Origin of the sequence: Pseudomonas sp. G166 (assembly GCF_037027455.2) — a bacterium.
Classification (GTDB): domain Bacteria; phylum Pseudomonadota; class Gammaproteobacteria; order Pseudomonadales; family Pseudomonadaceae; genus Aquipseudomonas.
Map to the genome: position 1 here is coordinate 6,362,821 of NZ_CP146985.1, position 24,118 is coordinate 6,386,938.

General features: G+C 61.3%; 20 protein-coding genes. 10 read left to right on the forward strand and 10 right to left on the reverse strand.

Annotated features, from left to right (window positions below; all coding sequences use genetic code 11):
- Positions 1-4: 4 nt before the first annotated feature.
- From lysA to SGN16_RS28360, 5 genes are read left to right on the forward strand one after another with little or no spacing between them, the layout of a single operon-like run.
- On the forward strand, positions 5-1,252 hold the full coding sequence (gene lysA, locus SGN16_RS28340) for a diaminopimelate decarboxylase (protein WP_335944657.1): 1,248 nt from the start codon (positions 5-7) through the stop codon (positions 1,250-1,252).
- Between the two features lie 4 nt (positions 1,253-1,256).
- Positions 1,257-2,087 (forward strand): diaminopimelate epimerase, encoded by an 831-nt coding sequence (dapF, locus tag SGN16_RS28345; protein WP_210641989.1) that lies wholly within the window; start codon positions 1,257-1,259, stop codon positions 2,085-2,087.
- Positions 2,088-2,100: 13 nt separating this feature from the next.
- Positions 2,101-2,826: a DUF484 family protein gene (locus SGN16_RS28350; RefSeq protein ID WP_335944658.1), complete on the forward strand. Its 726-nt coding sequence runs from the start codon at positions 2,101-2,103 to the stop codon at positions 2,824-2,826.
- Positions 2,827-2,828: 2 nt separating this feature from the next.
- Entirely contained in the window at positions 2,829-3,728 is a 900-nt protein-coding gene (gene xerC, locus SGN16_RS28355) for a tyrosine recombinase XerC (protein WP_210641991.1), read from the forward strand.
- Complete coding sequence (locus SGN16_RS28360) at positions 3,725-4,429, forward strand: HAD-IA family hydrolase (protein WP_210641992.1); 705 nt, start codon at positions 3,725-3,727, stop codon at positions 4,427-4,429. Before xerC ends, SGN16_RS28360 begins: the two co-directional genes overlap by 4 nt.
- Before the next feature lie 145 nt (positions 4,430-4,574).
- Here the strand turns inward: SGN16_RS28360 and sutA are convergent, their stop codons facing one another.
- The 4 genes from sutA to glnK all read right to left on the reverse strand — a co-directional run bounded on the left by sutA (position 4,575) and on the right by glnK (position 7,342).
- On the reverse strand, positions 4,575-4,895 hold the full coding sequence (gene sutA, locus SGN16_RS28365; RefSeq protein ID WP_210641993.1) for a transcriptional regulator SutA: 321 nt from the start codon (positions 4,893-4,895) through the stop codon (positions 4,575-4,577).
- 101 nt (positions 4,896-4,996) lie between these two features.
- Complete coding sequence (locus SGN16_RS28370; RefSeq protein ID WP_210641994.1) at positions 4,997-5,422, reverse strand: secondary thiamine-phosphate synthase enzyme YjbQ; 426 nt, start codon at positions 5,420-5,422, stop codon at positions 4,997-4,999.
- A 213-nt stretch (positions 5,423-5,635) separates the two neighbouring features.
- Positions 5,636-6,970: an ammonium transporter gene (locus SGN16_RS28375; RefSeq protein WP_210641995.1), complete on the reverse strand. Its 1,335-nt coding sequence runs from the start codon at positions 6,968-6,970 to the stop codon at positions 5,636-5,638.
- A 33-nt stretch (positions 6,971-7,003) separates the two neighbouring features.
- Positions 7,004-7,342, reverse strand: coding sequence for a P-II family nitrogen regulator (gene glnK / locus SGN16_RS28380; protein ID WP_002555808.1), 339 nt, complete (start codon positions 7,340-7,342; stop codon positions 7,004-7,006).
- Positions 7,343-7,755: 413 nt separating this feature from the next.
- Between glnK and SGN16_RS28385 the strand changes: the two genes are divergently transcribed.
- Positions 7,756-8,016 (forward strand): accessory factor UbiK family protein, encoded by a 261-nt coding sequence (locus SGN16_RS28385; RefSeq protein ID WP_063323829.1) that lies wholly within the window; start codon positions 7,756-7,758, stop codon positions 8,014-8,016.
- 18 nt (positions 8,017-8,034) lie between these two features.
- On the opposite strand, the gene SGN16_RS28390 is transcribed toward SGN16_RS28385, so the two are convergent.
- Positions 8,035-9,312, reverse strand: coding sequence for a HAMP domain-containing sensor histidine kinase (locus tag SGN16_RS28390; protein WP_335944659.1), 1,278 nt, complete (start codon positions 9,310-9,312; stop codon positions 8,035-8,037).
- A 286-nt stretch (positions 9,313-9,598) separates the two neighbouring features.
- On the opposite strand from SGN16_RS28390, the gene SGN16_RS28395 reads away from it, so the two are divergent.
- Positions 9,599-11,092: a YifB family Mg chelatase-like AAA ATPase gene (locus SGN16_RS28395; protein WP_210642000.1), complete on the forward strand. Its 1,494-nt coding sequence runs from the start codon at positions 9,599-9,601 to the stop codon at positions 11,090-11,092.
- Positions 11,093-11,098: 6 nt separating this feature from the next.
- On the opposite strand, the gene SGN16_RS28400 is transcribed toward SGN16_RS28395, so the two are convergent.
- The 3 genes from SGN16_RS28400 to SGN16_RS28410 form a co-directional block, all read right to left on the reverse strand.
- Positions 11,099-12,313 carry an aldose 1-epimerase family protein gene (locus tag SGN16_RS28400; RefSeq protein ID WP_335944660.1) on the reverse strand — a complete coding sequence of 405 codons (1,215 nt, stop codon included), beginning with the start codon at positions 12,311-12,313 and terminating at the stop codon, positions 11,099-11,101.
- A gap of 373 nt (positions 12,314-12,686) precedes the next feature.
- On the reverse strand, positions 12,687-14,663 hold the full coding sequence (locus SGN16_RS28405) for a methyl-accepting chemotaxis protein (RefSeq protein ID WP_335944661.1): 1,977 nt from the start codon (positions 14,661-14,663) through the stop codon (positions 12,687-12,689).
- A gap of 187 nt (positions 14,664-14,850) precedes the next feature.
- Positions 14,851-15,771, reverse strand: coding sequence for a LysR substrate-binding domain-containing protein (locus SGN16_RS28410; protein ID WP_210642003.1), 921 nt, complete (start codon positions 15,769-15,771; stop codon positions 14,851-14,853).
- A gap of 159 nt (positions 15,772-15,930) precedes the next feature.
- Between SGN16_RS28410 and SGN16_RS28415 the strand changes: the two genes are divergently transcribed.
- Positions 15,931-17,325, forward strand: coding sequence for a NorM family multidrug efflux MATE transporter (locus SGN16_RS28415; RefSeq protein WP_335944667.1), 1,395 nt, complete (start codon positions 15,931-15,933; stop codon positions 17,323-17,325).
- A 107-nt stretch (positions 17,326-17,432) separates the two neighbouring features.
- Here SGN16_RS28415 and SGN16_RS28420 read toward each other — a convergent pair whose 3' ends face one another.
- Positions 17,433-19,103 (reverse strand): bifunctional diguanylate cyclase/phosphodiesterase, encoded by a 1,671-nt coding sequence (locus SGN16_RS28420; RefSeq protein ID WP_335944540.1) that lies wholly within the window; start codon positions 19,101-19,103, stop codon positions 17,433-17,435.
- 277 nt (positions 19,104-19,380) lie between these two features.
- On the opposite strand from SGN16_RS28420, the gene rep reads away from it, so the two are divergent.
- Together rep and SGN16_RS28430 are read left to right on the forward strand one after the other, a co-directional pair.
- Entirely contained in the window at positions 19,381-21,390 is a 2,010-nt protein-coding gene (gene rep, locus SGN16_RS28425; protein ID WP_109752688.1) for a DNA helicase Rep, read from the forward strand.
- Between the two features lie 69 nt (positions 21,391-21,459).
- Positions 21,460-22,032: a xanthine phosphoribosyltransferase gene (locus SGN16_RS28430; protein ID WP_003206836.1), complete on the forward strand. Its 573-nt coding sequence runs from the start codon at positions 21,460-21,462 to the stop codon at positions 22,030-22,032.
- A gap of 45 nt (positions 22,033-22,077) precedes the next feature.
- Here the strand turns inward: SGN16_RS28430 and SGN16_RS28435 are convergent, their stop codons facing one another.
- Positions 22,078-24,012 (reverse strand): acetyl-CoA hydrolase/transferase C-terminal domain-containing protein, encoded by a 1,935-nt coding sequence (locus SGN16_RS28435; RefSeq protein WP_335944541.1) that lies wholly within the window; start codon positions 24,010-24,012, stop codon positions 22,078-22,080.
- Positions 24,013-24,118: the final 106 nt, after the last annotated feature.

Sequence of the window (24,118 nt, forward strand, 5' to 3'; positions counted from 1 at the left end):
CGCCATGGACGCTTTTAACTACCGTGGCGGGGAGCTGTTCGCGGAAGGGGTTGCCCTGTCCGCGATCGCCGAACGTTTCGGCACGCCGACCTATGTCTATTCCCGCGCCCATATCGAAGCCCAGTACCGGACTTTCGCCGATGCCCTCGCCGGCATGCCGCACCTGGTGTGCTTCGCCGTAAAAGCCAACTCCAACCTGGGTGTGCTCAATGTCCTGGCGCGCCTGGGCGCCGGTTTCGACATCGTCTCCGGCGGTGAGCTCGAACGCGTATTGGCTGCCGGCGGCAGCGCCGACAAGATCGTGTTCTCCGGTGTCGGCAAGACCCGCGAAGACATGCGCCGTGCCCTGGAAGTCGGTGTGCACTGCTTCAACATCGAATCCACCGATGAGCTGGAGCGCCTGCAAGTCGTCGCCGCCGAGCTGGGTGTCCGCGCGCCGATCTCCCTGCGCGTGAACCCGGACGTCGACGCCGGCACCCATCCGTACATCTCCACCGGCCTCAAGGAAAACAAGTTCGGCATCGCCATTGCCGACGCCGAAGACGTGTACGTGCGCGCCGCCCAACTGCCGAACCTGGAAGTATTGGGCGTCGATTGCCACATTGGCTCGCAACTGACCACCCTGGAACCCTTCATCGATGCCCTCGACCGCCTGCTGGCACTGGTCGACCGCCTCGGCGACTGTGGCATCTACCTGCGTCATATCGATTTGGGTGGCGGTGTCGGCGTGCGCTACCGCGACGAAGAGCCGCCCCTGGTGGCCGACTACATCAAGACAGTGCGCGAGCGCCTCGAAGGGCGTGACCTGGCGCTGATGTTCGAACCGGGCCGCTACATCGTCGCCAATGCCGGCGTGCTGCTGACCCAGGTCGAATACCTCAAGCACACCGAGCACAAGGATTTCGCCATCGTCGACGCGGCCATGAACGACCTGATCCGCCCGGCGCTGTACCAGGCGTGGATGGACGTGACCGCGGTATGCCCTCGCAACACCGCCGCCCGCAGCTATGACATCGTCGGGCCGATCTGCGAAACCGGCGACTTCCTGGCCAAGGGCCGGGAGCTGGCGCTGGAAGAAGGCGATCTGCTGGCTGTGCATTCGGCCGGTGCCTATGGGTTTGTCATGAGTTCCAACTACAACACCCGCGGCCGTTGCGCCGAGGTGCTGGTGGACGGTGATCAGGCATTCGAAGTGCGTCGCCGCGAGACGGTAGCCGAGTTGTTTGCCGGCGAAAGCCTGCTGCCGGAGTAAAACCATGCTGCTGCGTTTTACCAAGATGCACGGCCTGGGCAATGATTTCATGGTCCTTGACCTGGTCAGCCAGCACGCGCATATCCTGCCCAAGCACGCCAAGCAATGGGGGGATCGGCACACCGGTATCGGTTTCGACCAACTGCTGATCGTCGAGGCACCCAACAACCCGGACGTGGATTTCCGCTACCGGATCTTCAACGCCGACGGTTCGGAAGTAGAGCAATGCGGTAATGGCGCGCGCTGCTTTGCCCGCTTCGTACTGGACAAGCGCCTGACCGCCAAGCGGCAGATTCGCGTCGAGACCAAAAGCGGCATCATCGAACTGGATGTGCGTAGCGACGGCCAGATCGGCGTCAACATGGGCGCTCCACGCTTGGTACCGGCGGACATTCCATTCCAAGCGCCGGCCCAGGCCTTGAGCTATCCATTGGAAGTCGATGGCGATACGGTGGAAGTGGCAGCAGTGTCCATGGGCAACCCCCACGCCGTGCTGCGGGTCACCGACATCAACAGCGCGCCGGTGCATGAACTGGGGCCGAAAATAGAACATCATCCGCGCTTCCCCGCGCGGGTGAATGTCGGTTTCCTGCAGGTCATCGATCGTCACCGTGCGCAATTGCGCGTCTGGGAGCGCGGTGCCGGGGAAACCCAGGCCTGCGGTACCGGCGCCTGCGCCGCCGCCGTCGCGGCGATCAGTCAGGGGTGGATGGATTCGCCATTGTTGATCGACCTTCCGGGCGGGCGCCTGTCCATCGAATGGGCAGGCCCTGGCCAACCGGTGATGATGACCGGCCCGGCAGTACGCGTATACGAAGGACAAGTTCGTCTTTGAGTGAGCCAAACCCATGACCGACCAGCCACAGGTTCCAGCCCCACAGCCCGACGAATCCCCGAGCCCGCTTCCGGACGCCGCGGCCGTAGCCGCGTACCTGGAGGCCCATCCGGACTTCTTCGTCGCGCACGAAGAACTGCTTGCGGCGATGCGCATCCCCCACCGGCGCGGCGACACCGTGTCGCTGGTGGAACACCAGATGAAAATCCTGCGCGAGCGCAACATCGAGATGCGCCATCGTCTTTCCCACCTGATGGACGTGGCCCGCGACAATGATCGGCTCTTCGACAAGACCCGACGGTTGATCCTGGCCCTGATGGACGCCAGTACCCTCGAAGACCTGGTGATGAGCGTCGAAGACAGCCTGCGCCAGGATTTCCAGGTGCCTTTCGTCAGCCTGATCCTGTTCGGTGACAACGCCATGCCGGTGGGCCGCTGGGTGACTCACGCCGATGCACAGACCGCCATCGGCGGCCTGCTCACGGAAAACAAAAGCGTCAGTGGCAGCCTGCGCGAGCATGAACTGGACTTCCTGTTCGGCGAAGAACAGCGCAAGCAGATCGGCTCCACCGCCGTCGTCGCCATCGCCCACCAGGGCGTGCATGGCGTGCTGGCTATCGCCAGCCGCGATCCGCAGCACTACAAGAGTTCGGTGGGCACGCTGTTCCTGAGCTACATCGCCGAGGTCACCGGCCGGGTACTGCCACGGGTTGCCGGCTCTCTGCGCTCGGTACGCTGAGGATGGAACGGCAACTGGACGCCTACTGCGAACACTTGCGCAGTGAGCGCCAGGTGTCGCCCCACACGCTGTCGGCCTATCGCCGCGATCTGGAAAAAGTCCTGGGTTGGTGCCAGAAGCAGAGCATCGACAGTTGGTCGGCGCTGGACATCCAGCGTCTGCGCAGCCTGATTGCACGCCTGCATCAACAGGGGCAATCCTCCCGCAGCCTGGCGCGATTGTTGTCGGCGGTGCGCGGCTTGTACCACTACCTCAACCGCGAAGGCCTCTGCGATCACGATCCAGCCACTGGCCTGGCACCGCCCAAGGGCGAACGCCGCTTGCCGAAAACCCTCGACACCGATCGCGCCCTGCAACTGCTTGAAGGCGCCGTCGAGGATGATTTCCTGGCGCGCCGAGACCAGGCGATTCTCGAACTGTTCTATTCTTCCGGCCTCCGGCTTTCGGAGCTGACAGGGCTGAACCTGGATCAACTGGACCTGGCCGACGGCATGGTCCAAGTGCTCGGCAAAGGCAGCAAGACCCGCCTGCTACCCATCGGCCGCAAGGCCCGCGAAGCCCTGGAGCTGTGGCTGCCGCTGCGGGCGCTCACCAACCCTGCCGACGACGCGGTGTTCGTCAGCCAACAGGGGCGGCGCCTCGGTCCACGGGCGATCCAGGTACGAGTCAAGGCGGCTGGCGAACGCGAACTGGGGCAGAACCTGCACCCACACATGCTCAGGCATTCCTTCGCCAGCCATCTGCTGGAGTCGTCCCAGGACCTGCGCGCCGTCCAGGAGCTGCTCGGCCACTCGGACATCAAGACCACACAGATCTATACCCACCTGGACTTCCAGCACCTGGCGACGGTCTATGACAGTGCCCACCCCAGGGCCAAACGTATCAAGGGCGACGAATCATGACCATCGAGCTCATCACCTTCGACCTCGACGACACCCTGTGGGACACCGCCCCGGTGATCGCCAGCGCCGAAGCCGTATTACGCCAGTGGCTGACCGACAACGCACCGAACCTGGGCGGCGTGCCGGTGGAGCACCTGTTCTCTATTCGCGAGCAAGTGCTGCGCGAAGAGCCTGGCCTGAAGCACCGCATCAGTGCGTTGCGCCGGCGGGTGCTGTTCCGGGCATTGCAGGAAGCCGGCTATGACCAGTGGCAAGCCTCGGAGCTGGCGGACCAGGCGTTCGAGACGTTCCTGCACGCCCGCCATCAACTGGAGATATTTCCTGAGGTGCAGCCCACCCTGGAAATCCTGGCCAACCATTTCGCCCTCGGCGTGGTCACCAATGGCAACGCCGATGTGCGTCGCCTGGGGTTGGCGGATTATTTCAAGTTCGCCCTGTGCGCCGAAGACATCGGCATCGCCAAACCTGACGCCCGGCTGTTTCACGAAGCCTTGCAGCGCGGCGGCGCTACGGCGCAAACCGCCGTGCACATTGGCGATCATCCGGGCGATGACATCGCCGGCGCCCAACAGGCCGGCCTGCGCGCGGTGTGGTTCAACCCGGCAGGCAAGGCCTGGGACGCCGACCATGCGCCGGATGCAGAGATTCGCAGCCTGACGGAGCTCCCAGGATTGCTGGCGGGATGGCACAGCCAGCCCTGAACCCCTGCTCTGTAGCCGCCAAAACCCTTTGTGGGAGCGAGCAAGTTCGCTCCCACAGGGACGGCGCTTAGCCTGAAAACTTTATCCAGCCCATGAAAAAGCCCGCAGCGACGGCGGGCTTTTCCAGCAAGCAAGAAGCAGAAGCTCAGATAGGGCGACTGCCGTACTTGTTGTCAGGCTTCTTGGGCGGATCAGCGACCACGTTGGCCTCCACTTCCTGCACCTTTCCACCCCTGGCCAGGAATTCCTCCATGGCCTTGGCGAGCGCATCACGCTCCTTGTTCTTGGCCTCTACGCTCGGCAACTCGTCGACCGATACCGCCGCCTTGGCCTTGCCTTTGGCGGTGGGGACCGGTACATCGGCCTCATCATCGGCAACGTCTTCAGCCGCCGCTTCCAGGCCTTCTTCAGCCTCGTCTTCGTCACCTACTTCGAGGTCGTCGTTTTCCAGATCATCGTCGCTCATGTTCTACCTCATGACTTGCGAAAAGCAGATTAGTTATAGCCCAGCTTCGCCATCTGTCGAAGGCTGCCAGAAAAAATTCAACATCCGCCGGCAATCAGCGGTTATGCCCCTTCACCGTACAAGGTGGCGAGGACTTTACGAGCACCGCCATGATCACGGTGCTCGCCCAGATAGACACCTTGCCAGGTCCCCAGGGCCAGCCGTCCTGCCGTGACCGGCAGGCTGAGCTGGCAACCAAGCACGCTGGCCTTGAAGTGCGCCGGGAGGTCGTCCAGGCCTTCGTCGTTGTGCTCATAATCGACGGTTCCTTGTGGGATCAGCCGATTGAAAAATCGTTCGAAGTCTCGACGTACCGCCGGATCGGCGTTCTCGTTGATGGTCAACGAGGCCGAGGTATGCTGCAGCCACAGATGCAACAGACCGACACGACATACCTGGAGTTCAGGCAGGCCGGCGAGTAACTCGTCCGTCACCAGATGAAAGCCCCGGGGCCTTGCCCGCAGGGTTATCAGCGTCTGTTGCCACATACAGATCTCCGCACGTTCGGCGCGCATTCTAGCGCGCTCTGGGAAAAAACAAAGGGCCTAATGCGCCTGCCTCCATGTAAGCCTTTGGCCGTAGAAAAACCCATGTCGCATACATAACAAAAGACGTCGGAAAAACCAGCACTCCCTGTGAGCACTGACAAATCCCAGACAAAAAAATGCCCGGCGAACCGGGCATTTTTTTATCGCGCGTACTTACAGGTTGTAGCCACGCTCGTTGTGCTGGGCCAGGTCCAGGCCCACGGCTTCTTCTTCCTCGGAAACACGCAGACCCATGACGGCGTCCAGCACCTTGAGGATGATGAAGGTGACGATCGCGGTGTAGACCACCGTGAACCCCACGCCCTTGAATTGAATCCACACTTGCGCACCGATATCGGTCACGGTGCCGAAGCCACCCAGGGCCGGCGCAGCGAATACACCGGTCAGGATCGCGCCGAGGATACCGCCAATGCCATGCACGCCGAAGGCATCCAGGGAATCGTCATAGCCAAGTTTGCGCTTGAGGGTGGTGGCGCAGAAGAAGCACACCACGCCCGCCGCCAGGCCGATGACCAGGGCGCCCATCGGGCCCACGGTGCCGGCTGCCGGAGTGATCGCAACCAGACCCGCTACCACGCCCGAGGCGATGCCCAGTGCGCTTGGCTTGCCGTGGGTGATCCACTCGGCAAACATCCAGCCCAGCGCCGCCGCAGCGGTGGCAATCTGGGTAACCAGCATCGCCATGCCGGCGGTGCCGTTGGCGGCGACGGCAGAACCGGCGTTGAAGCCGAACCAGCCGACCCACAGCATGGCGGCGCCCATCAGGGTGTAGCCCAGGTTATGCGGGGCCATCGGCGTGGTCGGGAAGCCTTTGCGCTTGCCCAGCACCAGGCACGCCACCAGGCCAGCGATACCGGCGTTGATGTGCACCACGGTGCCGCCGGCAAAGTCCAGCACGCCCCAGTCCCACAGCAGGCCGCCGTTACCGGACCAGACCATGTGCGCAATCGGTGCATACACCAAGGTGAACCACACGCCCATGAAGACCAGCATGGCGGAGAACTTCATCCGCTCGGCAAACGCACCGACGATCAGCGCCGGAGTGATGATGGCGAAGGTCATCTGGAACGTGATGAACACGGCTTCAGGGAACAGCGCTGCCGGGCCGGTCAGGCTGGACGGGGTGACGCCCGCCAGGAACGCTTTGCCCAGGCCGCCGACAAAGGAGTTGAAGTTGACGACGCCCTGCTCCATACCCGTGGTGTCGAACGCGATGCTGTAGCCATAAATGACCCACAGGATGCTGATCAGACCGGTAATGGCGAAGCACTGCATCATCACGGAAAGAAGGTTTTTCGAGCGAACCATGCCGCCATAGAACAGCGCCAGGCCGGGAATGGTCATGAACAGCACAAGAATCGTAGCAGTCAGCATCCAGGCGGTGTCGCCGGAGTTCAGGACTGGGGCTGCCGCTTCTTCTGCCATGGCCAGGCCAGGCATTGCGAAGGACAACAGGGCTCCTAGCCCTGCGAATTTACGCAGAGTCATATTGTTTTCTCCTGGGGCGTTGGGTTTGGCGGCTTAGATAGCGTCGGTATCGGTTTCGCCGGTACGGATGCGAATAGCCTGTTCCAGATTGACCACAAAGATCTTTCCGTCACCAATCTTGCCGGTGTTGGCGGCCTTGGTGATCGCCTCGATCACCCGGTCGAGATCCTTGTCGTCAATGGCGACATCGATCTTCACCTTGGGCAGGAAGTCGACCACGTATTCCGCGCCGCGATACAGCTCGGTGTGACCCTTCTGCCGACCGAAGCCTTTGACCTCAGTAACGGTAATGCCCTGCACGCCGATCTCGGACAACGACTCGCGCACGTCGTCCAACTTGAACGGCTTGATGATGGCAGTGACTAGCTTCATGAAACTTTCTCCCGAATTGGTGGACTTGCCCCAGGAAAACAAACCCGACTCAAGTCTAAGCGCAGTGCCTGGCTTTGTAACGCATCGTCGGCCCAAGTTGCCCGACAGGTGCCAGCTAACCGTTCCTGACGAAGCTCCCCGCTCCGCCTGCTGCACTGCATTCGTCACAACGACTGCATCAGTGCATGGGTCATCAGCGTCTAAGCAGAAACCTTGCCACCTGTACCCAAACCCTCTGATTTCAGTCTCTTACCCACCGTACCCGCTTGCTTCGCACCACGAACCGCAGCGATACGCACAACAACAGTGCACCATCGCCCGACCCAGTGCGCGAAAAGCGTGCATCCTTGCTTGCCAATTGACTATAGACACTGCGTGGTACACTGCCCGCCATCGTTTTCAGGACACTGCACATGCTTGCGCCCAAAGACCTCCTCGACGCCCTGAGCGGCCACGCCTCCCGCCTATTGAGCGGCGACACCCCGCTACCCAAAAGCGAAATCGAAAGCCAGTTCAAGGCCCTGCTGCAAAGTGGGTTCAGCAAACTGGACTTGGTGAGCCGGGAAGAATTCGACAGCCAGATGGTCGTGCTGGCCCGAACCCGGGCACGGCTTGAAAGCCTGGAGGCCAAGGTCGCAGAGCTGGAAGCACGATTGGTTCCAGCACAGGAATAGACCGCCCAGGCTGGCGGTTCAACCATTCGCCGCCCTGCAGGATTGGCCCTGTGCAAGCGCGAGCGGCAGCTCCAAGGTAAAGAGCGCGCCCTTGCCCGGCCCCGCGCTCCATGCCGTCAGCTCACCGCCCATCTCGTGGGCGGCCAGGATGCAGCTGTGCAGGCCGAAACCATGACCATCGGCACGCGTCGTGAAACCGTGCTCGAACACCCGCGCGAGATTGTCCGCCGAAATCCCCTCGCCGTTGTCCTCGACCTCGATCCGCACATGCGTGTCGCCAACGACCTTCAGGCGCAGGGTAATCCGGGACGGTCGCTCCAGGCCCGAGCCAAGCGCCTGCTTGGCGTTGTTGATCAGATTGACCAGGATCTGCAGCACTTTGTGCTTGTCCAGGGGCATCGTCGGAATATCGCTGAACTCCTTGACCAGCGTGACCTGATGGCGGGCCAGGGACACATCGCAGATGCGCACCACATCCTCGAGCAGCTCTCGTAGCGAACCCGGCTCCAGCACGCTGGAGTTGCCGGCATAGGACTGCTGGGTGGCGACAATCTCCTTGATATGGTCGATGCTCCTGGTCAGCTTCGTCAGCTCGCCGATCATGCTCTGCTCCTCGGCTGCCAGCGCCTCGGCCAGCTTGCCGAGATAATCCGGTAGCGCGCGGCCTTTCGGATCGCTGCTGATGAAGTCACCCAGATCATCAGGATGCTCCCTCATCAATTGAACGACCTTGGCGACTCCCGGCCTTTTGGATGTATGCACTTTCTCGTACAGGACCTGGGCTGACACATTGACGCTATTGAGCACATTGCCCACGTTATGCAGCACATTGGTGGCGATTTCTGCCATGCCGGCCCGGCGCGCCGTGGTGACCAGCTCGGCCTGCGCCTCGCGCAACTCGTCGTTGACCTTGGCCAGTTGCTGCGGGCTGGGGATCTTCAGGGCCGCGGGCACCAGCCGGACCAGCAGGATGGCGGTGATCACCGAGGCAATCGCGGTGATCACCTTGACCAGCGCCGACAGCCAATAATAGGGCTGCCAGATGGTCAGGATCTCCATCACGTGACTGGTCCCACAGGCCAGGATAAACACGCCAAAGGCCGTCAGCATCCAGTCAAAAGGTACGTCCTTGCGCCGGTGGATGAAGTAGATCAGCGTGAAGGGAATGCTGATATAGGAGAGGGTGATCAGGCCATCGGCGATCACATTGGTCCACAGCAGGTCCGGGCGCCACATATAGCAATGCCCGTGGGGCATGAAGCGGTTATCGGTCAACAGAGCCAGCAGATCGTTCATGGGCCACCTCCTCGTAGCGCCTCTGATACCGCCAAGTGCCGATGGAGCAAATCGCAGTCTAGCAGAGGCCCGGCCCGGTCATTTTCGAACCGGCAGAGTGGAGACAGATAGCAAGCGCGCGCAGTAAGCCATGCTGGAAACGAGTGTCGCACTCGCCTTCCATCGACCGGTTATCCCGCAACATCCTGCCAAAATTTCCCCGTCAATTACCCCACCGATGCCTGCCCCCACGACTAACCTTCAAGAGCCGCAGGACGCGGTGCCCTATTCACTCAAGGAACGATTCATGTCGCTTGCCATTGTCCATAGCCGCGCTCAGGTGGGGGTGGAGGCTCCTGCCGTTACCGTTGAAGTTCACCTGGCCAATGGCTTGCCGTCGTTGACGATGGTCGGCTTGCCGGAGGCGGCGGTGAAGGAAAGCAAGGACCGGGTGCGCAGCGCGATCATCAACTCGGGCCTGAGTTTTCCGGCGCGGCGCATCACCTTGAACCTGGCGCCGGCGGATCTACCAAAGGACGGCGGTCGGTTCGACCTGGCCATTGCCTTGGGGATCCTCGCAGCCAGCGTGCAAGTACCGACCCTGATGCTCGACGACGTTGAATGCCTTGGCGAGTTGGCGTTATCCGGCGCCGTGCGACCGGTACGCGGGGTATTGCCGGCAGCGCTGGCGGCGCGCAAGGCCGGGCGTACGCTGGTGGTGCCATGGGCGAATGCCGAGGAAGCCTGCTTGGCGTCGGGGCTGAAGGTGATTGCGGTGAATCATCTGCTCGAAGCCGTGGCTCACTTTAACGGCCACACCCCGGTCAAGACGTTTGTTTCCAACGGGCTGCTTTCAGCCAGCAAGCCCTACCCCGACCTGAATGAAGTACAAGGCCAGGCCGGGGCCAAGCGGGCGTTGCTGATCGCCGCCGCAGGGGCTCACAACCTGTTGCTCAGCGGACCACCGGGCACCGGCAAGACCCTGCTGGCGAGCCGTTTGCCGGGGCTGCTACCGCCGTTGGCGGAAAGTGAGGCCCTGGAGGTCGCAGCCATTCAGTCGGTCGCCAGTTGCGTGCCGTTGAGCCATTGGCCGCAGCGCCCGTTTCGCCAGCCCCACCACTCGGCTTCCGGTCCGGCGCTGGTGGGCGGTGGATCGAAACCGCAACCAGGGGAAATCACCCTCGCCCACCATGGCGTACTGTTCCTGGATGAACTGCCGGAGTTCGACCGTAAGGTGCTGGAAGTCCTGAGGGAACCACTGGAGTCTGGCCACATCGTGGTTTCTCGCGCCCGAGACCGTGTGCGCTTTCCGGCACGCTTTCAATTGGTAGCGGCGATGAATCCCTGTCCCTGTGGATATCTTGGCGAGCCCAGCGGTCGTTGCTCATGTACACCGGACATGGTGCAGCGCTACCGCAATAAACTCTCTGGCCCTCTGCTGGACCGCATCGACCTGCACCTGACCGTCGCCCGGGAGGCCACGGCGTTGAACCCAAGGCACGAACCCGGTGCCGATACCGCCACCGTCGCCGAGCAAGTGGCCCAGGCCCGGGAGCGCCAGCAAAAGCGTCAGGACTGCGCCAACGCTTTCCTGGATCTGCCGGGCTTGCGTCAGCATTGCAAATTATCCGCAATCGATGAAACGTGGCTGGAAACCGCTTGCGAGCGCCTGACCTTATCGCTGCGAGCCGCCCACCGCCTGCTCAAGGTCGCCCGTACGTTGGCGGACCTTGAGCGGGTGGATCAAATCAGTCGCGAGCACCTGGCTGAAGCATTGCAGTATCGGCCCGCAACGCCCTGAAATGCGTCATGGCTTGCTAAGGTCCACCAGCGGCGTATCCCGCACCTCGGTTTTCCGGCCACCCTGGATTTCATCGATGCGCTTGAGAGCCTTGTCCACGGCGCCCTTATCCGCCAACAGACTGTAGTGGATCTTGAATTGCTTCTGCTCTTTCGGCGCGATGGTAGGCACCAGGTTCAGCGGCCGCTGATACCGGCGGTTATAGGAAAAGCTGGTGCCAGGCTCCAGCCCGGTCACGTAGCCCTGGCCTTGGGTATCGGTGTTTTTCCACAGGGAGAACACCGGAAGCGTAGCGGTGTTGAAGCCCACCGACACACCGAGGCTGCCGGCCTTGTTATGCAAGACGGTGAGCGTATCGCCCTTGGAATCGGCGTACGGCACGACGTTATAGACGGTTTCGTCGTAATCCTTGGTGGGCGCGCGGTACGTCTGCCAATCAGGCAAATCGCCCTTGGCCTTATCGTTAAACGGCGAGACCTGCTGCACCGGTGCAACGAAACGAGCGCCCTGCTCCAGGAAAGGTGTGCTGAAGTTGCTGTGATAGAGCGCCTGGTATTCCTTCGGGTAGTCGCCGTTGTTGGTCAACGTATCGTTGAGTGCGAAAGTCACACTGCCAGGCTCGGTGACCAGTTCGGTCTGCACCGAGAAGTCGACCTTCTTGAAGGCCTGCTCCTTCAACTCGCCCCGAAGGGTGATGGCGTATGGAGGCTTTTCATCGATGTGCAAAGTGACTTTGTTGGCCGGGATGTTGGCTGCGCGACCATGCAGCGTCAGCAATTCACCATTATCCATACCGGGATGGCCGACCCATTCGTAGCCACAGCGGGTCACCAGCTCATTGAAACCTTCGAGCCAGCCCAATCCGCCGCGGCCATTGAGTTCGATGAACGCTGGATTGACCACTTCCTTGACCGGCGAATCCCAGCCCATGCGCACATTGCCGATCGACGCCTGCAGCACATTCATGCCTCGGGTCGGAACCACTGATAACTTCATGGTGCCGTTGTCGATATCGACGATGCTGACGCCCTCTTGCCGGCCACCATGCAGGGTGCGCATCGTCACGGAAAAGGGTTTGTCGGTTTTCACGCCGAGTTGTTGGCTGGTGATTTGCCAGGGTTGAGCCGCTTTATCGGTATCGAGCAGAACATAATCCCAAGCCATGGCATGGGAAGCAGCGCCCAAGGCGCTAAGGGCAACGAGGAGTTTGAGCGAATTCATGGACAGGGCCTTTTATTGGAGTTGTGCGGTTTTTATAGACTTGAAGAAACGTTTCAGCAAGCACAAAAACGGCAACATCTCTGAAAAAAACACAATTGGAGGGAAAGCTTTGTGGGAGAGGGTTGATCGCGAAAGCGGTGGGTCAGTCAGCGGTTGATGTTGGCTGTGCCGCCGTCATCGCGAGCAAGCTCGCTCCCACACCGATTCCCAGCGGGAACCAGAAGTGTGTCACCGCAATTCCCTTGTGGGAGCGAGCCTGCTCGCGATAGCAATAGCTCAGTTGGTGGAGATGCTGACTGTACCGCTGCCATCGCGAGCAAGCTCGCTCCCACACTGATCCCGGGGGAGCTTGCTCGCGTTGGTTCCATAGGCCTCAGCGGAACCGATCAACCTCTTGGCGCAGGTCCTGGGCCAGTTTTTCCAGTTCCTTGGCGGTGACCGCCAGGTTCGAGACCACTTGGCGCTGTTCGCTGTTGGCCATGGCGATGCTTTGCAGGTTGCTGCTGAGCAAGGTCGCGGTGCTGCTTTGTTCCTGAGTGGCCGTGGTGATGGCCGCGAACTGTTGGCCAGCGGAGCGGCTCTGCTCGTCGATGCGCGCCAGGGCCGAGGCCACATTGGCGTTGCGCGAAAGGCCCTCCTGCATCAGCAGGTTGCCCTGCTCCATGGTGCTGATGGCGTTGCCGGTTTCCTGCTGGATGCTGTTGATCATGCCGGAAATCTCGTCAGTGGCCTGACGGGTACGGGATGCCAGGCTGCGAACTTCGTCAGCCACCACGGCAAAACCACGGCCCTGCTCACCGGCACGGGCGGCTTCGATGGCGGCGTTCAAGGCCAGCAGGTTGGTCTGCTCGGCAATCGAGGTGATGACCCCGACGATGCCGCCGATTTCCTGGGAGCGCTGGCCCAAGGTGTTGATGACCGTAGCGGTGCTGTTCAGCGCGCTGGCGATCTGCTCCAGGGACGATGAAGCCTCGTCCATCGATGTACGCCCGATCTGAGTCTGCTGGGCGTTTTCCTGGGCCAGGCGCTGGGTGTTGCCCATGTTGTCGGCGATGTCCAGCGAGGTAGCACTGAACTCTTCCACTGCGCCAGCCATGCTGGTGATTTCCCCAGACTGCTGCTCCATGCCTTCGTAGGCACCGTTGGACAACCCGGACAGGGCCTGGGCACGGCTGTTGACCTCTTGCGAGGCCTTGCGGATGTGCTCGACCATGGTCGACAGGGCCTGGCTCATCTGGTTGAAGGCGCGGGCCAATTGGCCAATTTCGTCATGGCTCGACACGTTCAGACGTACGCTAAGGTCGCCGGCGCCTAACGCTTCGGCCTGACGCACCAGGTCTCCCAACGGCGCCAGCTTGCTGCGTAGCAGCCACATGGCCGAGCCGACCGCCAACAGCATTGCCAACAGGCTGCCGATGGCCAGTTGCGTGCCGACGCTCCAGGTCACGGCGCGGATTTCAGCTTTCGGCATGCTTGCCACGACCGCCCACGGCCCGCCTGTAAATGGCACGGCCACGCTGTAGAAGTCTTCGGCGGTATCGCTCCAGAACGCCCCTTTACCCGGTTTCTTGACCAAGCCAACGATGGTAGTAGCAGCTTGGTCCAAGGCTTGGACGCCGGCCGGTGGCACCAACCATTTGTTTTGCTCGTCCAGCAAGGCCAGCGAACCGGTCTGGCCGATGCGGAAGCGCTTGAGGTTCTCGAACTGCGCGTTCTGCGCGTCGGTGTAATCGAATCCAACGTACAACACGGCGATTACCTTACCGCTGCTATCACGTACGGGTGTGTACTGCGACATGTAGAAGCGCCCAAAGAGCAAGGCTCGACCAATGTAGCTCTGCCCACTCATCACCGGGCCATATGCCGGACCGGCCCGGTCGAGCATGGTACCGATGGCCCGCGTACCGTCCTGCTTGCTCAGCGACGTGCTGATACGAATGAAATCGTCACCGCTGCGCACGAATACCGTGGCCACCCCGGCGGTCGTTTGCTTGAATTCGTCAACTTCCTGGAAGTTGTTGTTCAGCACCTGGCTGCCCAGGTTCAGGCTCGGCGTCTGGACGCCCGCCACCGCAACCATCTGATCCGGGTTCACGCTCAGGCCCGCACTGAAACGCTTCTCGAACAGCCCGCTCAACCGCTGGGTGCTTTCACGCAAAGTCTCGTGGAAGGTGTTGAGCTGGTCGGCCATCAGTCGCGCTTCGCTGGCCAGATGTTCTTCACGGGTGGCAAGGTTGGCAGTATCCAGCGAACGCAGGGCAAAGACAGTGCTGCCGGAGATCACGACCGCCAGTATCACGGCAAGGGCAAGGCCTAGCTGTGAGGCGATTCGGGCACGAGGTTGAGACATGACGGCTCCTGGCCGAGAGACCGGATCATCCTGATCACGTCGCGCACTCGGCATTTTATTCGGGTGTATGTAGGTAGGCTCTTTCTAATACGAAAGTACTATCTCCAACACATTCGGCGGCGAAACCGAATACTTGAGCGGTTTAGGCGGAATAATGCCAAGTGCCTAGCACGGCTCCTGCAACGTTTCAGCCAAGACGCTCTACGACGGGCAGTTGCATGGCCTTCACCTCGCTTAGGAGAAAATCGCTGAGTCGACGCAAACGTTCACCTCCGGGCCGGGTTTTCGGCCAGACCAGGTAATAGTGCTCACCGCTGGCCACGGCGGTCGGCCAAGGCAGGCTCAAGCGGCCTTGGGCGACGTCCTCGGCCACCATCAGCAAGTCGCCCATGGATACGCCATAACCACGGGCCGCGGCGATCATGCCCAGCTCCAGCGTATCGAACACCTGTCCCCCCTTGAGCGAGACCTTGTCCGACAGCCCCATACGTTGCAGCCAGTTGCGCCAGTCACGGCGATCCGGCGTGGGGTGCAGCAGTTCGGCGCTGGCCAACCGCGCCACATCCCAGGGCTGGTCGTTCAACAGGTTCGGCGCGCCCACCGGGATCAGCTCCTCGGGGAACAGCAGGCTGGCTTCCCAGTCCGCAGGAAAATGCCCATTGCCCAGAAGCACAGCGCAATCGAAGGGCTCGGTGTTGAAGTCCACCGCGTCGATATCCATCCAGGCGCTGGTCAGTTGCACCTCGTTGCCAGGTTGCAGATGCCGGAACCGACTCAGGCGCGCCAGCAGCCAGCGCATAGTCAGGGTCGACGGCGCTTTCATGCGCAGGATGCCGTCTTCACCATGCAATGTATGGCAGGCTCGCTCCAGCGCCATGAAACCGTCCCGTACACCCGGCAGCAACAACCGCGCCGCCTCGGTCAACTGAAGATTACGACCACTGCGCTGAAATAACCGGCAGGCAAAGTGCTCCTCAAGCGTACGAATATGCCGACTGACTGCACTTTGAGTAATCGACAACTCTTCCGCTGCCCGGGTAAACGAGCTGTATCGCGCCGCTGCTTCGAATGCCCGCAGCGCATAAAGAGGAGGAAGACGACGAGACATCAGGAAAACTCCTATAGCGTTGGATCAAACCCTACCAGAAAGTCTTTTCTGCATGAGTTTTAATCATGCCAGCGATCTTTTTTATCCTTTTGTGCAAACCGCCAGAAGCACCGAGAATCATCGCTTTACTGCCTTGTTTAAACATGGAGTGTGATGATCATGCGGCATCCGGCGCGTACCGAACTCTGGGCCATCCTGCGGCTGGCGGGGCCGTTGATTGCCTCGCAGTTGGCGCACATGCTGATGGTCCTGACTGACACGTTGATGATGGCGCGCCTGAGCCCCGAAGCGCTGGCCGGTGGCGGGCTCGGCGCAGCCAGCTATTCATTCGTGTCGATTTTCTGCATTGGCGTCATCGCGGCGGTGGGTACGTTGGTGGCGATCCGTCAGGGCGCCGGCGATGTCGAAGGCGCCACTCGCCTGACCCAGGCCGGGCTGTGGCTGGCGTGGCTGATGGCGTTGGTGGCCGGGTTATTGTTGTGGAACCTCAAACCGGTGTTGCTGCTGTTTGGCCAAACTGAAACCAACGTGCTTTCCGCCGGCCAGTTCCTGCTGGCGCTGCCGTTCGCCCTGCCCGGCTACCTGAGCTTCATGGCCCTGCGCGGCTTCACCAGCGCCATCGGCCGGGCCACGCCAGTGATGGTGATCAGCCTCAGCGGCACCGTGGCTAATTTCCTGCTCAACTACGCCTTCATCACCGGCCTGTTTGGCCTGCCGAAACTCGGCTTGATGGGGATCGGCCTGGTCACGGCCATCGTCGCCAACTGCATGGCCCTGGCGTTGGCCTGGCATATCCATCGGCACCCGGCCTACCGTGCCTATCCACTGTTGGAAGGGCTATCACGGCTCAATCGCCAATACCTCAAGGAGCTCTGGCGCCTGGGCCTGCCGATTGGCGGCACTTACGCGGTGGAAGTCGGGCTGTTCGCGTTCGCCGCGCTGTGCATCGGCACCATGGGCAGCACACCGCTGGCGGCACACCAGGTCGCCCTGCAAATCGTCTCGGTGGCGTTCATGGTTCCGGCGGGGATGTCCTACGCAATCACCATGCGCATCGGCCAACACTACGGCGCCGGGGAACTGCTGATGGCGCGCCTGGCCGGGCGGGTCGGGATTGGCTTTGGCGCGGCCGTGATGCTGGCGTTCGCCATGGTGTTCTGGCTACTGCCCAACCAACTGATCGGCTTGTTCCTGGACCACAACGACCCGGCATTCGGTCCGGTGATCGACTTGGCCGTGAGCCTGCTGGCCGTGGCGGCGTGGTTCGAACTGTTCGACGGCGCACAAACCATCGCGATGGGCTGCATCCGCGGGCTCAAGGATGCCAAGACCACCTTCCTGGTGGGCCTGGGTTGCTATTGGTTGATCGGCGCACCGGCGGCGTGGTGGATGGCTTTTCACCTGGAGTTGGGGCCGACGGGGGTCTGGTGGGGCCTGGCCCTGGGGCTGGCCTGCGCGGCGGTGAGCCTGACGCTGGCGTTTGAATGGAAGATGCGGCGGATGATCAGGGGTGAGGCTGGGCCGCGGCGTTTCGAGGTCGTCCAGACTGAATGAATCCCCCCTGTGGGAGCGGGCTTGCTCGCGAAGGCGGTGGATCAGCCAGAAATGTATCGACTGACCCACCGCCTTCGCGAGCAAGCCCGCTCCCACAAAGGGTTGTGTTAGACCACGAAGTGCTGCGTCGACTGATGGCCGTCGAACGTCAGGTATTGCACCAGCTCAGGCAACGGCAACGGCTTGCTGATCAGGAAACCCTGCACCTGGTCGCAGCCAAAGCCACGCAGCAGATCCAGTTGCTCTTGGGTTTCCACGCCTTCGGCCACCACTTCCAGGTTGAGGTTGTGCGCGAGGTTGATCATCGCATGCACCAGTTTGCGGTTCTCTTCGCGTTGCTCCATGCCGCCGACGAAGCTCTTGTCGATCTTGAGCAGGGCGATGGGCAGGCTGTTGAGGTGCACGAACGAGGAAAACCCTGTGCCAAAGTCATCCAGGGAGAAACGAACCCCCAGGCGACCCAAGGCATCCATGGTCTGCTTGACCAGTTCGCTGCGGCGCATGACAGCGGTTTCGGTGAGTTCGAACTCCAGCCACTGGGCCTCGACACCTCGCTCGGCAATCAGCCGGCTCAGGGTTGGCAGCAGTTGGCTGTCCTGGAACTGCCGGAACGACAGGTTGACCGCCATGTGCAACGGCGCCAAACCACGCTCGCGCAGAGCCTGCATGTCCCGCAGCGCTCGGGAAATCACCCAGTAGCCCAGCGGCACGATCAGGCCACTCTGTTCGGCCAGCGGCACGAACTCACTCGGCGGCAGCAGCCCGCGTTCGCCATGACGCCAGCGCACCAGGGCCTCGAGACCGACGATGTTGCCGCCATCAAGGTTCAACCGAGGCTGGTAATGCAACTCCAACTCGTCGCGGCGCAACGCCCGGCGCAGTTCGCTTTCCAGGTCGGCGAGGCTGCGGGCATTGCGATTGATGCGTTCATTGAAGATATGAAAGGTGCAGCCTTGCGTGCTCTTGGCCTGCTGCATGGCGATATGCGCGTGCCACATCAGCGGGTCCGCACCAGCCTGGGCGCGGGCGTGAGCGATACCCAGGCTGCAGCCGATCAACAGGCTTTCGCCGTCGACCCAATAAGGTTCGGCCATGGCTTCGGTGATGCGCTCGGCCATCCACTCGGCCCGCTGCGGTGCACGACGGGTATCAATCAGCAAGGCGAATTCATCGCTGCCCAGGCGTGCCAGTTGATCGCCAGCCTCAAGCGCCCCCTTGAGTCGCGATACAACCTGCAGAATCAAGCGGTCACCGGCCTGGTGGCCGAGGGCATCGTTGGCGTGACGAAAGTTGTCCAGGTCCAGGTGACCGAGTGCCAGGCCGCGACCTTCGTTTTCAGCCAGGCGCGCCGCCAGCAAGGTCTGGAAACCCTGGCGATTGGCAATGCCGGTCAGCGGGTCTTGTTCGGCGAGGCGCTGCAAGGTGTTTTCCAGCACGCCGCGCTCACGCACATGGCGCAGGCAACGGCGCAGGGTCGCCCCATCGAGGACATCGCGCACCAGCCAGTCGCTGACGCCATCGGGTGGAGTCACGGGTTCATGCTCAAGCAGCAGGACAGTCGGCAAGCGGCAGCGGCCGGGCGCCGGCTGCAAGGCCGCAATCGTCAACAATACCGAGTTTCGATTGTCTTCGAACAGGCTGCTGACCGAGTCCCAGCTCGGGGCACTGATGAGCACGACCGACGGCCCCATGGGCGCCAGGCACTCGCGCAAAATCGCTGACCACTCAGGCGCTTCGGCCAGTAACAGCAAACGCAAGGGTTCGACAGGCGTAGACAAGCTGACTCCCTAGACTCTGCAAGGTGGTTGGCGCCGGGCATTATGACCCTGCCGATTGGCAATGACCAATGCCAACGGTTCTCAAACACTTGCTTTCGGCGGTTTATTCCCACGCGAAGTCACACGGTTAGGCGCAAGTTCGCCCGACATCCTGCGTGAAAGTGACAAAAGCGGCAAATGACAATGAAGTGTTACGTCACAAGTCGGACAGAGCAGCACAATTCTCTGAGCCTGTTAAAATGCCGGCCCATTTTGCAAACGACTCCCTGACCCTGTCATGTCCCGACTCAATCCCCGGCAGCAAGAAGCCGTGAACTATGTCGGCGGCCCTCTTTTGGTGCTCGCCGGCGCAGGCTCCGGCAAGACCAGCGTGATCACTCGCAAGATCGCGCACCTGATCCAGAATTGCGGCATCCGTGCCCAGTACATCGTCGCCATGACCTTTACCAACAAGGCCGCCCGGGAAATGAAAGAGCGGGTCGGCGGCCTGCTGCGCGCCGGTGAAGGTCGCGGCCTGACGGTCTGCACCTTCCACAACCTGGGCCTGAATATCATCCGCAAGGAACATGCGCGGCTGGGCTACAAGCCGGGCTTCTCGATTTTCGACGAGACCGACGTCAAGGCCTTGATGACCGACATCATGCAGAAGGAGTACTCGGGCGACGACGGCGTGGACGAGATCAAGAACATGATCGGCGCCTGGAAAAACGATTTGATCCTGCCGCCCGAAGCCCTGGAAAACGCCCGCAACCCCAAGGAACAGACTGCCGCCATCGTCTATACCCACTACCAGCGCACCCTCAAGGCGTTCAACGCGGTGGACTTCGACGACCTGATCCTGCTGCCGGTCAAGCTGTTCCAGGACCACGCCGACATTCTCGAAAAATGGCAGAACAAGGTCCGCTACCTGCTGGTGGACGAATACCAGGACACCAACGCCAGCCAGTACCTGCTGGTGAAACTGCTGATCGGCAAACGCAACCAGTTCACCGTAGTGGGCGACGACGACCAATCGATCTACGCCTGGCGCGGTGCGCGACCGGAAAACCTGATGCTGCTCAAGGAAGACTATCCGTCGCTCAAAGTGGTGATGCTGGAGCAGAACTATCGCTCCACCAGCCGCATCCTGCGCTGCGCCAACGTGCTGATTTCCAACAACCCCCACGAGTTCGAAAAACAACTGTGGAGCGAGATGGGCCATGGCGACGAGATCCGGGTGATCCGTTGCCGCAACGAAGACGCCGAAGCCGAGCGCGTGGCCATGGAAATCCTCAGCCTGCACCTGCGCACCGATCGACCGTACAGTGACTTTGCGATCCTGTACCGAGGCAACTACCAGGCCAAGCTGATCGAGCTGAAATTGCAGCATCACCAGATCCCCTATCGCCTGTCGGGGGGCAACAGCTTTTTCGGGCGTCAGGAAGTCAAGGACCTGATGGCCTATTTCCGCCTGATCGTGAATCCGGACGATGACAACGCCTTCCTGCGAGTGATCAACGTCCCGCGGCGGGAAATCGGTTCGACCACCCTGGAAAAACTCGGTAACTACGCCACCGAGCGCAAGATCTCGATGTACGCCGCTACCGACGAAATCGGCCTGGGCGAACACCTGGACAGCCGTTTCACCGACCGCCTGGCACGCTTCAAGCGCTTCATGGACAAGGTCCGTGAACAGTGCGCCGGCGAAGATCCGATCTCGGCGCTACGCAGCATGGTCATGGACATCGACTACGAGAACTGGCTGCGCACCAACAGCTCCAGCGACAAGGCCGCCGATTACCGCATGGGCAACGTCTGGTTCCTGATCGAGGCGCTGAAAAACACCCTGGAAAAGGATGAAGACGGCGACATGACCGTCGAGGACGCCATCGGCAAACTGGTGTTACGAGACATGCTTGAACGCCAGCAGGAGGAGGAAGACGGCGCCGAAGGCGTGCAAATGATGACGCTTCACGCCTCCAAGGGCCTGGAATTCCCTTACGTGTTCATTATGGGCATGGAAGAGGAAATCCTGCCGCACCGTTCCAGCATCGAGGCCGACACCATCGAGGAAGAGCGGCGCCTGGCCTACGTCGGCATTACCCGGGCTCGTCAGACTCTGGCTTTTACCTTCGCCGCCAAGCGCAAGCAATACGGCGAAGTGATCGACTGCGCCCCGAGCCGTTTTCTCGATGAGCTGCCGCCGGACGACCTGGCCTGGGAAGGTAATGACGACACTCCGACGGAAGTCAAAGTCGTTCGCGGCAACAGCGCCCTGGCCGATATACGAGCGATGTTGAAGCGTTAGAATCGACTACTTTTTCCACCACGCTTTTTACCCAATCCAGACGCAGAAGGCGTCACCAGAGGAGGCTTCATGGAAGCCCTGCACCAGAAAATTCGCGAGCAAGGCATCGTGCTTTCCGATCAGGTCCTGAAAGTCGACGCGTTCCTGAACCATCAGATCGACCCGCAGTTGATGAAGCTGATCGGTGATGAGTTTGCCGCGCTGTTCAAGGACTCGGGCATCACCAAGATCGTCACCATCGAAGCCTCGGGCATCGCCCCGGCGATCATGACCGGCCTGAACCTTGGCGTCCCGGTGATTTTCGCCCGCAAGCAACAGTCTCTGACCCTGACGGAAAACCTGCTGTCGGCGACCGTGTATTCGTTCACCAAGAAGACCGAAAGCACCGTGGCCATCAGCCCCCGTCACCTGACCAGCAGCGACCGTGTGCTGATCATCGATGACTTTTTGGCCAACGGCAAAGCGTCCCAGGCATTGATCTCCATCATCAAGCAGGCCGGCGCCACCGTCGCGGGTTTGGGTATCGTGATCGAGAAGTCGTTCCAGGGCGGCCGCGCAGAACTGGATGCCCAAGGCTATCGCGTTGAATCGCTGGCCCGGGTGAAGTCGCTGGCGGGTGGGGTCGTGACCTTCATCGACTGATCACCACCTCCAATCCTGTGGGAGCGAGCTCGCTTCCACAGGGGTTTAGGTTGGTTGTTGTTGCGCAGTGGTCTTGAGCCCAGCAAGCAACAACCGCTGAAACAACTCCTCCTTCAGTCCTTCAGGGTTGGTCAGTTGCATCCGCTCCAGATGACCGGCAAATTCCCATGGCTCCGGGGCGTCGAGGGCGGCTTTGCCCAACTCCAGGATCTCGGTGAGCTTGAACTTGCTCTTGAGCCAGTTCAGCGCTCGCAACAGGTCCCGCTCTATTGCGTCGAAATCACAACCCAGCGGGTACTCCGGGAACAGATTCGGATGCCGCGCCTGGATGGCCTGCAAACGTTCCGAGGTGTTGTCCGCGAACCGTGGGTCGAGCAAGAAGTCCTTGGGCAACTTGCCGGCTTTCTGCGCCTGCTCGATCAGCCCGGGCTGGAAACGTGAATCGCTGATGTTCAGTAGCGCCTCGATCACTGCGGCATCGGTCTTGCCCCGCAGGTCGGCGATACCGTACTCGGTCACCACGATGTCCCGCAGATGCCGGGGAATCGTGCAATGGCCGTACTCCCAGACGATGTTCGAACTGATCTCGCCTCCCGCCTCACGCCAGCTACGCAGGAGCAGGATCGAACGCCCGCCCTCCAGCGCATGGCCCTGGGCAACGAAGTTGTATTGCCCACCCACACCACTGAGGACTCGGCCGTCTTCCAACTGGTCAGCCACCCCGGCACCCAGCAGGGTCATGGTGAAGACCGTGTTGATAAAGCGTGCGTCGAGTCGCTGCAGGCGCTTGAGTGGTTCCTGGCCGTACAGCTCGTTGATGTAACTGATGCGGGTCATGTTGAATTCGAGGCGGCGGGCCGGTGGCAACTCCCGCAGACGTTCGTAAAAACTGCGCGGCCCGAGAAAGAACCCGCCATGTACGCAGACGCCGTCGGGTTGTGCCGCCTCGTCGAGGGTACCGGCGTTGGCCTGCTCCTGGGTCGGGACGTCGGGATAGACCTTGCGTCGGATGATCCCGGCGTCTGCCAGTACCAGCAAGCCGTTGACGAACATCTCACTACAGCCATACAACCCCTTGGCAAACGGCTCGAGCCCACCCTCGCGCTCGATCAATTGCGCCCATTGGCTCAGGTTCAGGTCCGTCAACAAGGCCTGGTACCCGGCGTTGTCGGCCTGGCGCGCCAGCAGCGCCGCCGTCAACGCATCGCCCATGGAGCCGATGCCGATCTGTAGCGTCCCACCGTCACGCACCAGGGTACTGGCGTGCAGGCCGATCAGATGATCCTGGAAGCCCACCGGCATGTTCGGCGTGGAGAACAATGTGTGATTGTCCTTCTCGTCGATCAACAGGTCGAAAGCGTCGATGCCGACTTCCGCGTCGCCCGGCATGTAGGGCAAATCGCTGTGCACCTGGCCGACCAGGAGGATGGTCTCCCCGGCCGCGCGCCGCTTGGCGATCATCGGCAACAGGTCAAGGGTGACGTCCGGGTTGCAGCTCAGGCTCAAGCGATCCGGGTGCTGCGGATCGCTCGCCACCAACTGCCCTATCAGGTTCAAGCCAGCCGCATTGATATCCCGGGCTGCGTGGCTGTAGTTGCTGCTAACGTAGTTCTGCTGGGCCGACGCGCTGTGCAACAGGCTGCCGGGCTGCATGAAGAACTGCTCGACCCGTATGTTGGCCGGCAGGCTGTCGTGGTGCAGGTCGGCCAGGTAATCCAGTTCGGGGTAATCACCGAAGACCCGTTCGATAAAGGGTTCGAGGAAGCGTTTCTGCAAACCGTCACCCAGGTTCGGTCGCCCCAGGCTCAGGGCCGTGTAGATGGTCAGTTGTCGCTCGGGCGATTGGGCGATACGTCGGTACAGCGCGTTGGCAAACAGGTTGGGTTTGCCCAGCCCCAGGGGCATGCCAAGGTGAATATGCTCAGGTAGACGCTCGAGTACGTCATCCACCGCCTGTTCGATTGAACACAACTGCACCATCCGACCCTCCTGGACATTCCATGAATGTGGGTTGGACCGAGCTTGCCGCGTCTTGGTTGCGATGACCAGCCCTGGAAAAACCCCAGGCACAAAAAAGCCGCTCGTA

What these genes read in the sequence shown, in the direction of transcription:
- lysA (WP_335944657.1), top strand. Translation starts at nt 5, where the DNA reads ATGGACGCTTTTAACTACCGTGGCGGGGAGCTGTTCGCGGAAGGGGTT.
- dapF (WP_210641989.1), top strand. Translation starts at nt 1,257, where the DNA reads ATGCTGCTGCGTTTTACCAAGATGCACGGCCTGGGCAATGATTTCATG.
- SGN16_RS28350 (WP_335944658.1), top strand. Translation starts at nt 2,101, where the DNA reads ATGACCGACCAGCCACAGGTTCCAGCCCCACAGCCCGACGAATCCCCG.
- xerC (WP_210641991.1), top strand. Translation starts at nt 2,829, where the DNA reads ATGGAACGGCAACTGGACGCCTACTGCGAACACTTGCGCAGTGAGCGC.
- SGN16_RS28360 (WP_210641992.1), top strand. Translation starts at nt 3,725, where the DNA reads ATGACCATCGAGCTCATCACCTTCGACCTCGACGACACCCTGTGGGAC.
- sutA (WP_210641993.1), bottom strand. Translation starts at nt 4,895, where the DNA reads ATGAGCGACGATGATCTGGAAAACGACGACCTCGAAGTAGGTGACGAA.
- SGN16_RS28370 (WP_210641994.1), bottom strand. Translation starts at nt 5,422, where the DNA reads ATGTGGCAACAGACGCTGATAACCCTGCGGGCAAGGCCCCGGGGCTTT.
- SGN16_RS28375 (WP_210641995.1), bottom strand. Translation starts at nt 6,970, where the DNA reads ATGACTCTGCGTAAATTCGCAGGGCTAGGAGCCCTGTTGTCCTTCGCA.
- glnK (WP_002555808.1), bottom strand. Translation starts at nt 7,342, where the DNA reads ATGAAGCTAGTCACTGCCATCATCAAGCCGTTCAAGTTGGACGACGTG.
- SGN16_RS28385 (WP_063323829.1), top strand. Translation starts at nt 7,756, where the DNA reads ATGCTTGCGCCCAAAGACCTCCTCGACGCCCTGAGCGGCCACGCCTCC.
- SGN16_RS28390 (WP_335944659.1), bottom strand. Translation starts at nt 9,312, where the DNA reads ATGAACGATCTGCTGGCTCTGTTGACCGATAACCGCTTCATGCCCCAC.
- SGN16_RS28395 (WP_210642000.1), top strand. Translation starts at nt 9,599, where the DNA reads ATGTCGCTTGCCATTGTCCATAGCCGCGCTCAGGTGGGGGTGGAGGCT.
- SGN16_RS28400 (WP_335944660.1), bottom strand. Translation starts at nt 12,313, where the DNA reads ATGAATTCGCTCAAACTCCTCGTTGCCCTTAGCGCCTTGGGCGCTGCT.
- SGN16_RS28405 (WP_335944661.1), bottom strand. Translation starts at nt 14,663, where the DNA reads ATGTCTCAACCTCGTGCCCGAATCGCCTCACAGCTAGGCCTTGCCCTT.
- SGN16_RS28410 (WP_210642003.1), bottom strand. Translation starts at nt 15,771, where the DNA reads ATGTCTCGTCGTCTTCCTCCTCTTTATGCGCTGCGGGCATTCGAAGCA.
- SGN16_RS28415 (WP_335944667.1), top strand. Translation starts at nt 15,931, where the DNA reads ATGCGGCATCCGGCGCGTACCGAACTCTGGGCCATCCTGCGGCTGGCG.
- rep (WP_109752688.1), top strand. Translation starts at nt 19,381, where the DNA reads ATGTCCCGACTCAATCCCCGGCAGCAAGAAGCCGTGAACTATGTCGGC.
- SGN16_RS28430 (WP_003206836.1), top strand. Translation starts at nt 21,460, where the DNA reads ATGGAAGCCCTGCACCAGAAAATTCGCGAGCAAGGCATCGTGCTTTCC.
- SGN16_RS28435 (WP_335944541.1), bottom strand. Translation starts at nt 24,012, where the DNA reads ATGGTGCAGTTGTGTTCAATCGAACAGGCGGTGGATGACGTACTCGAG.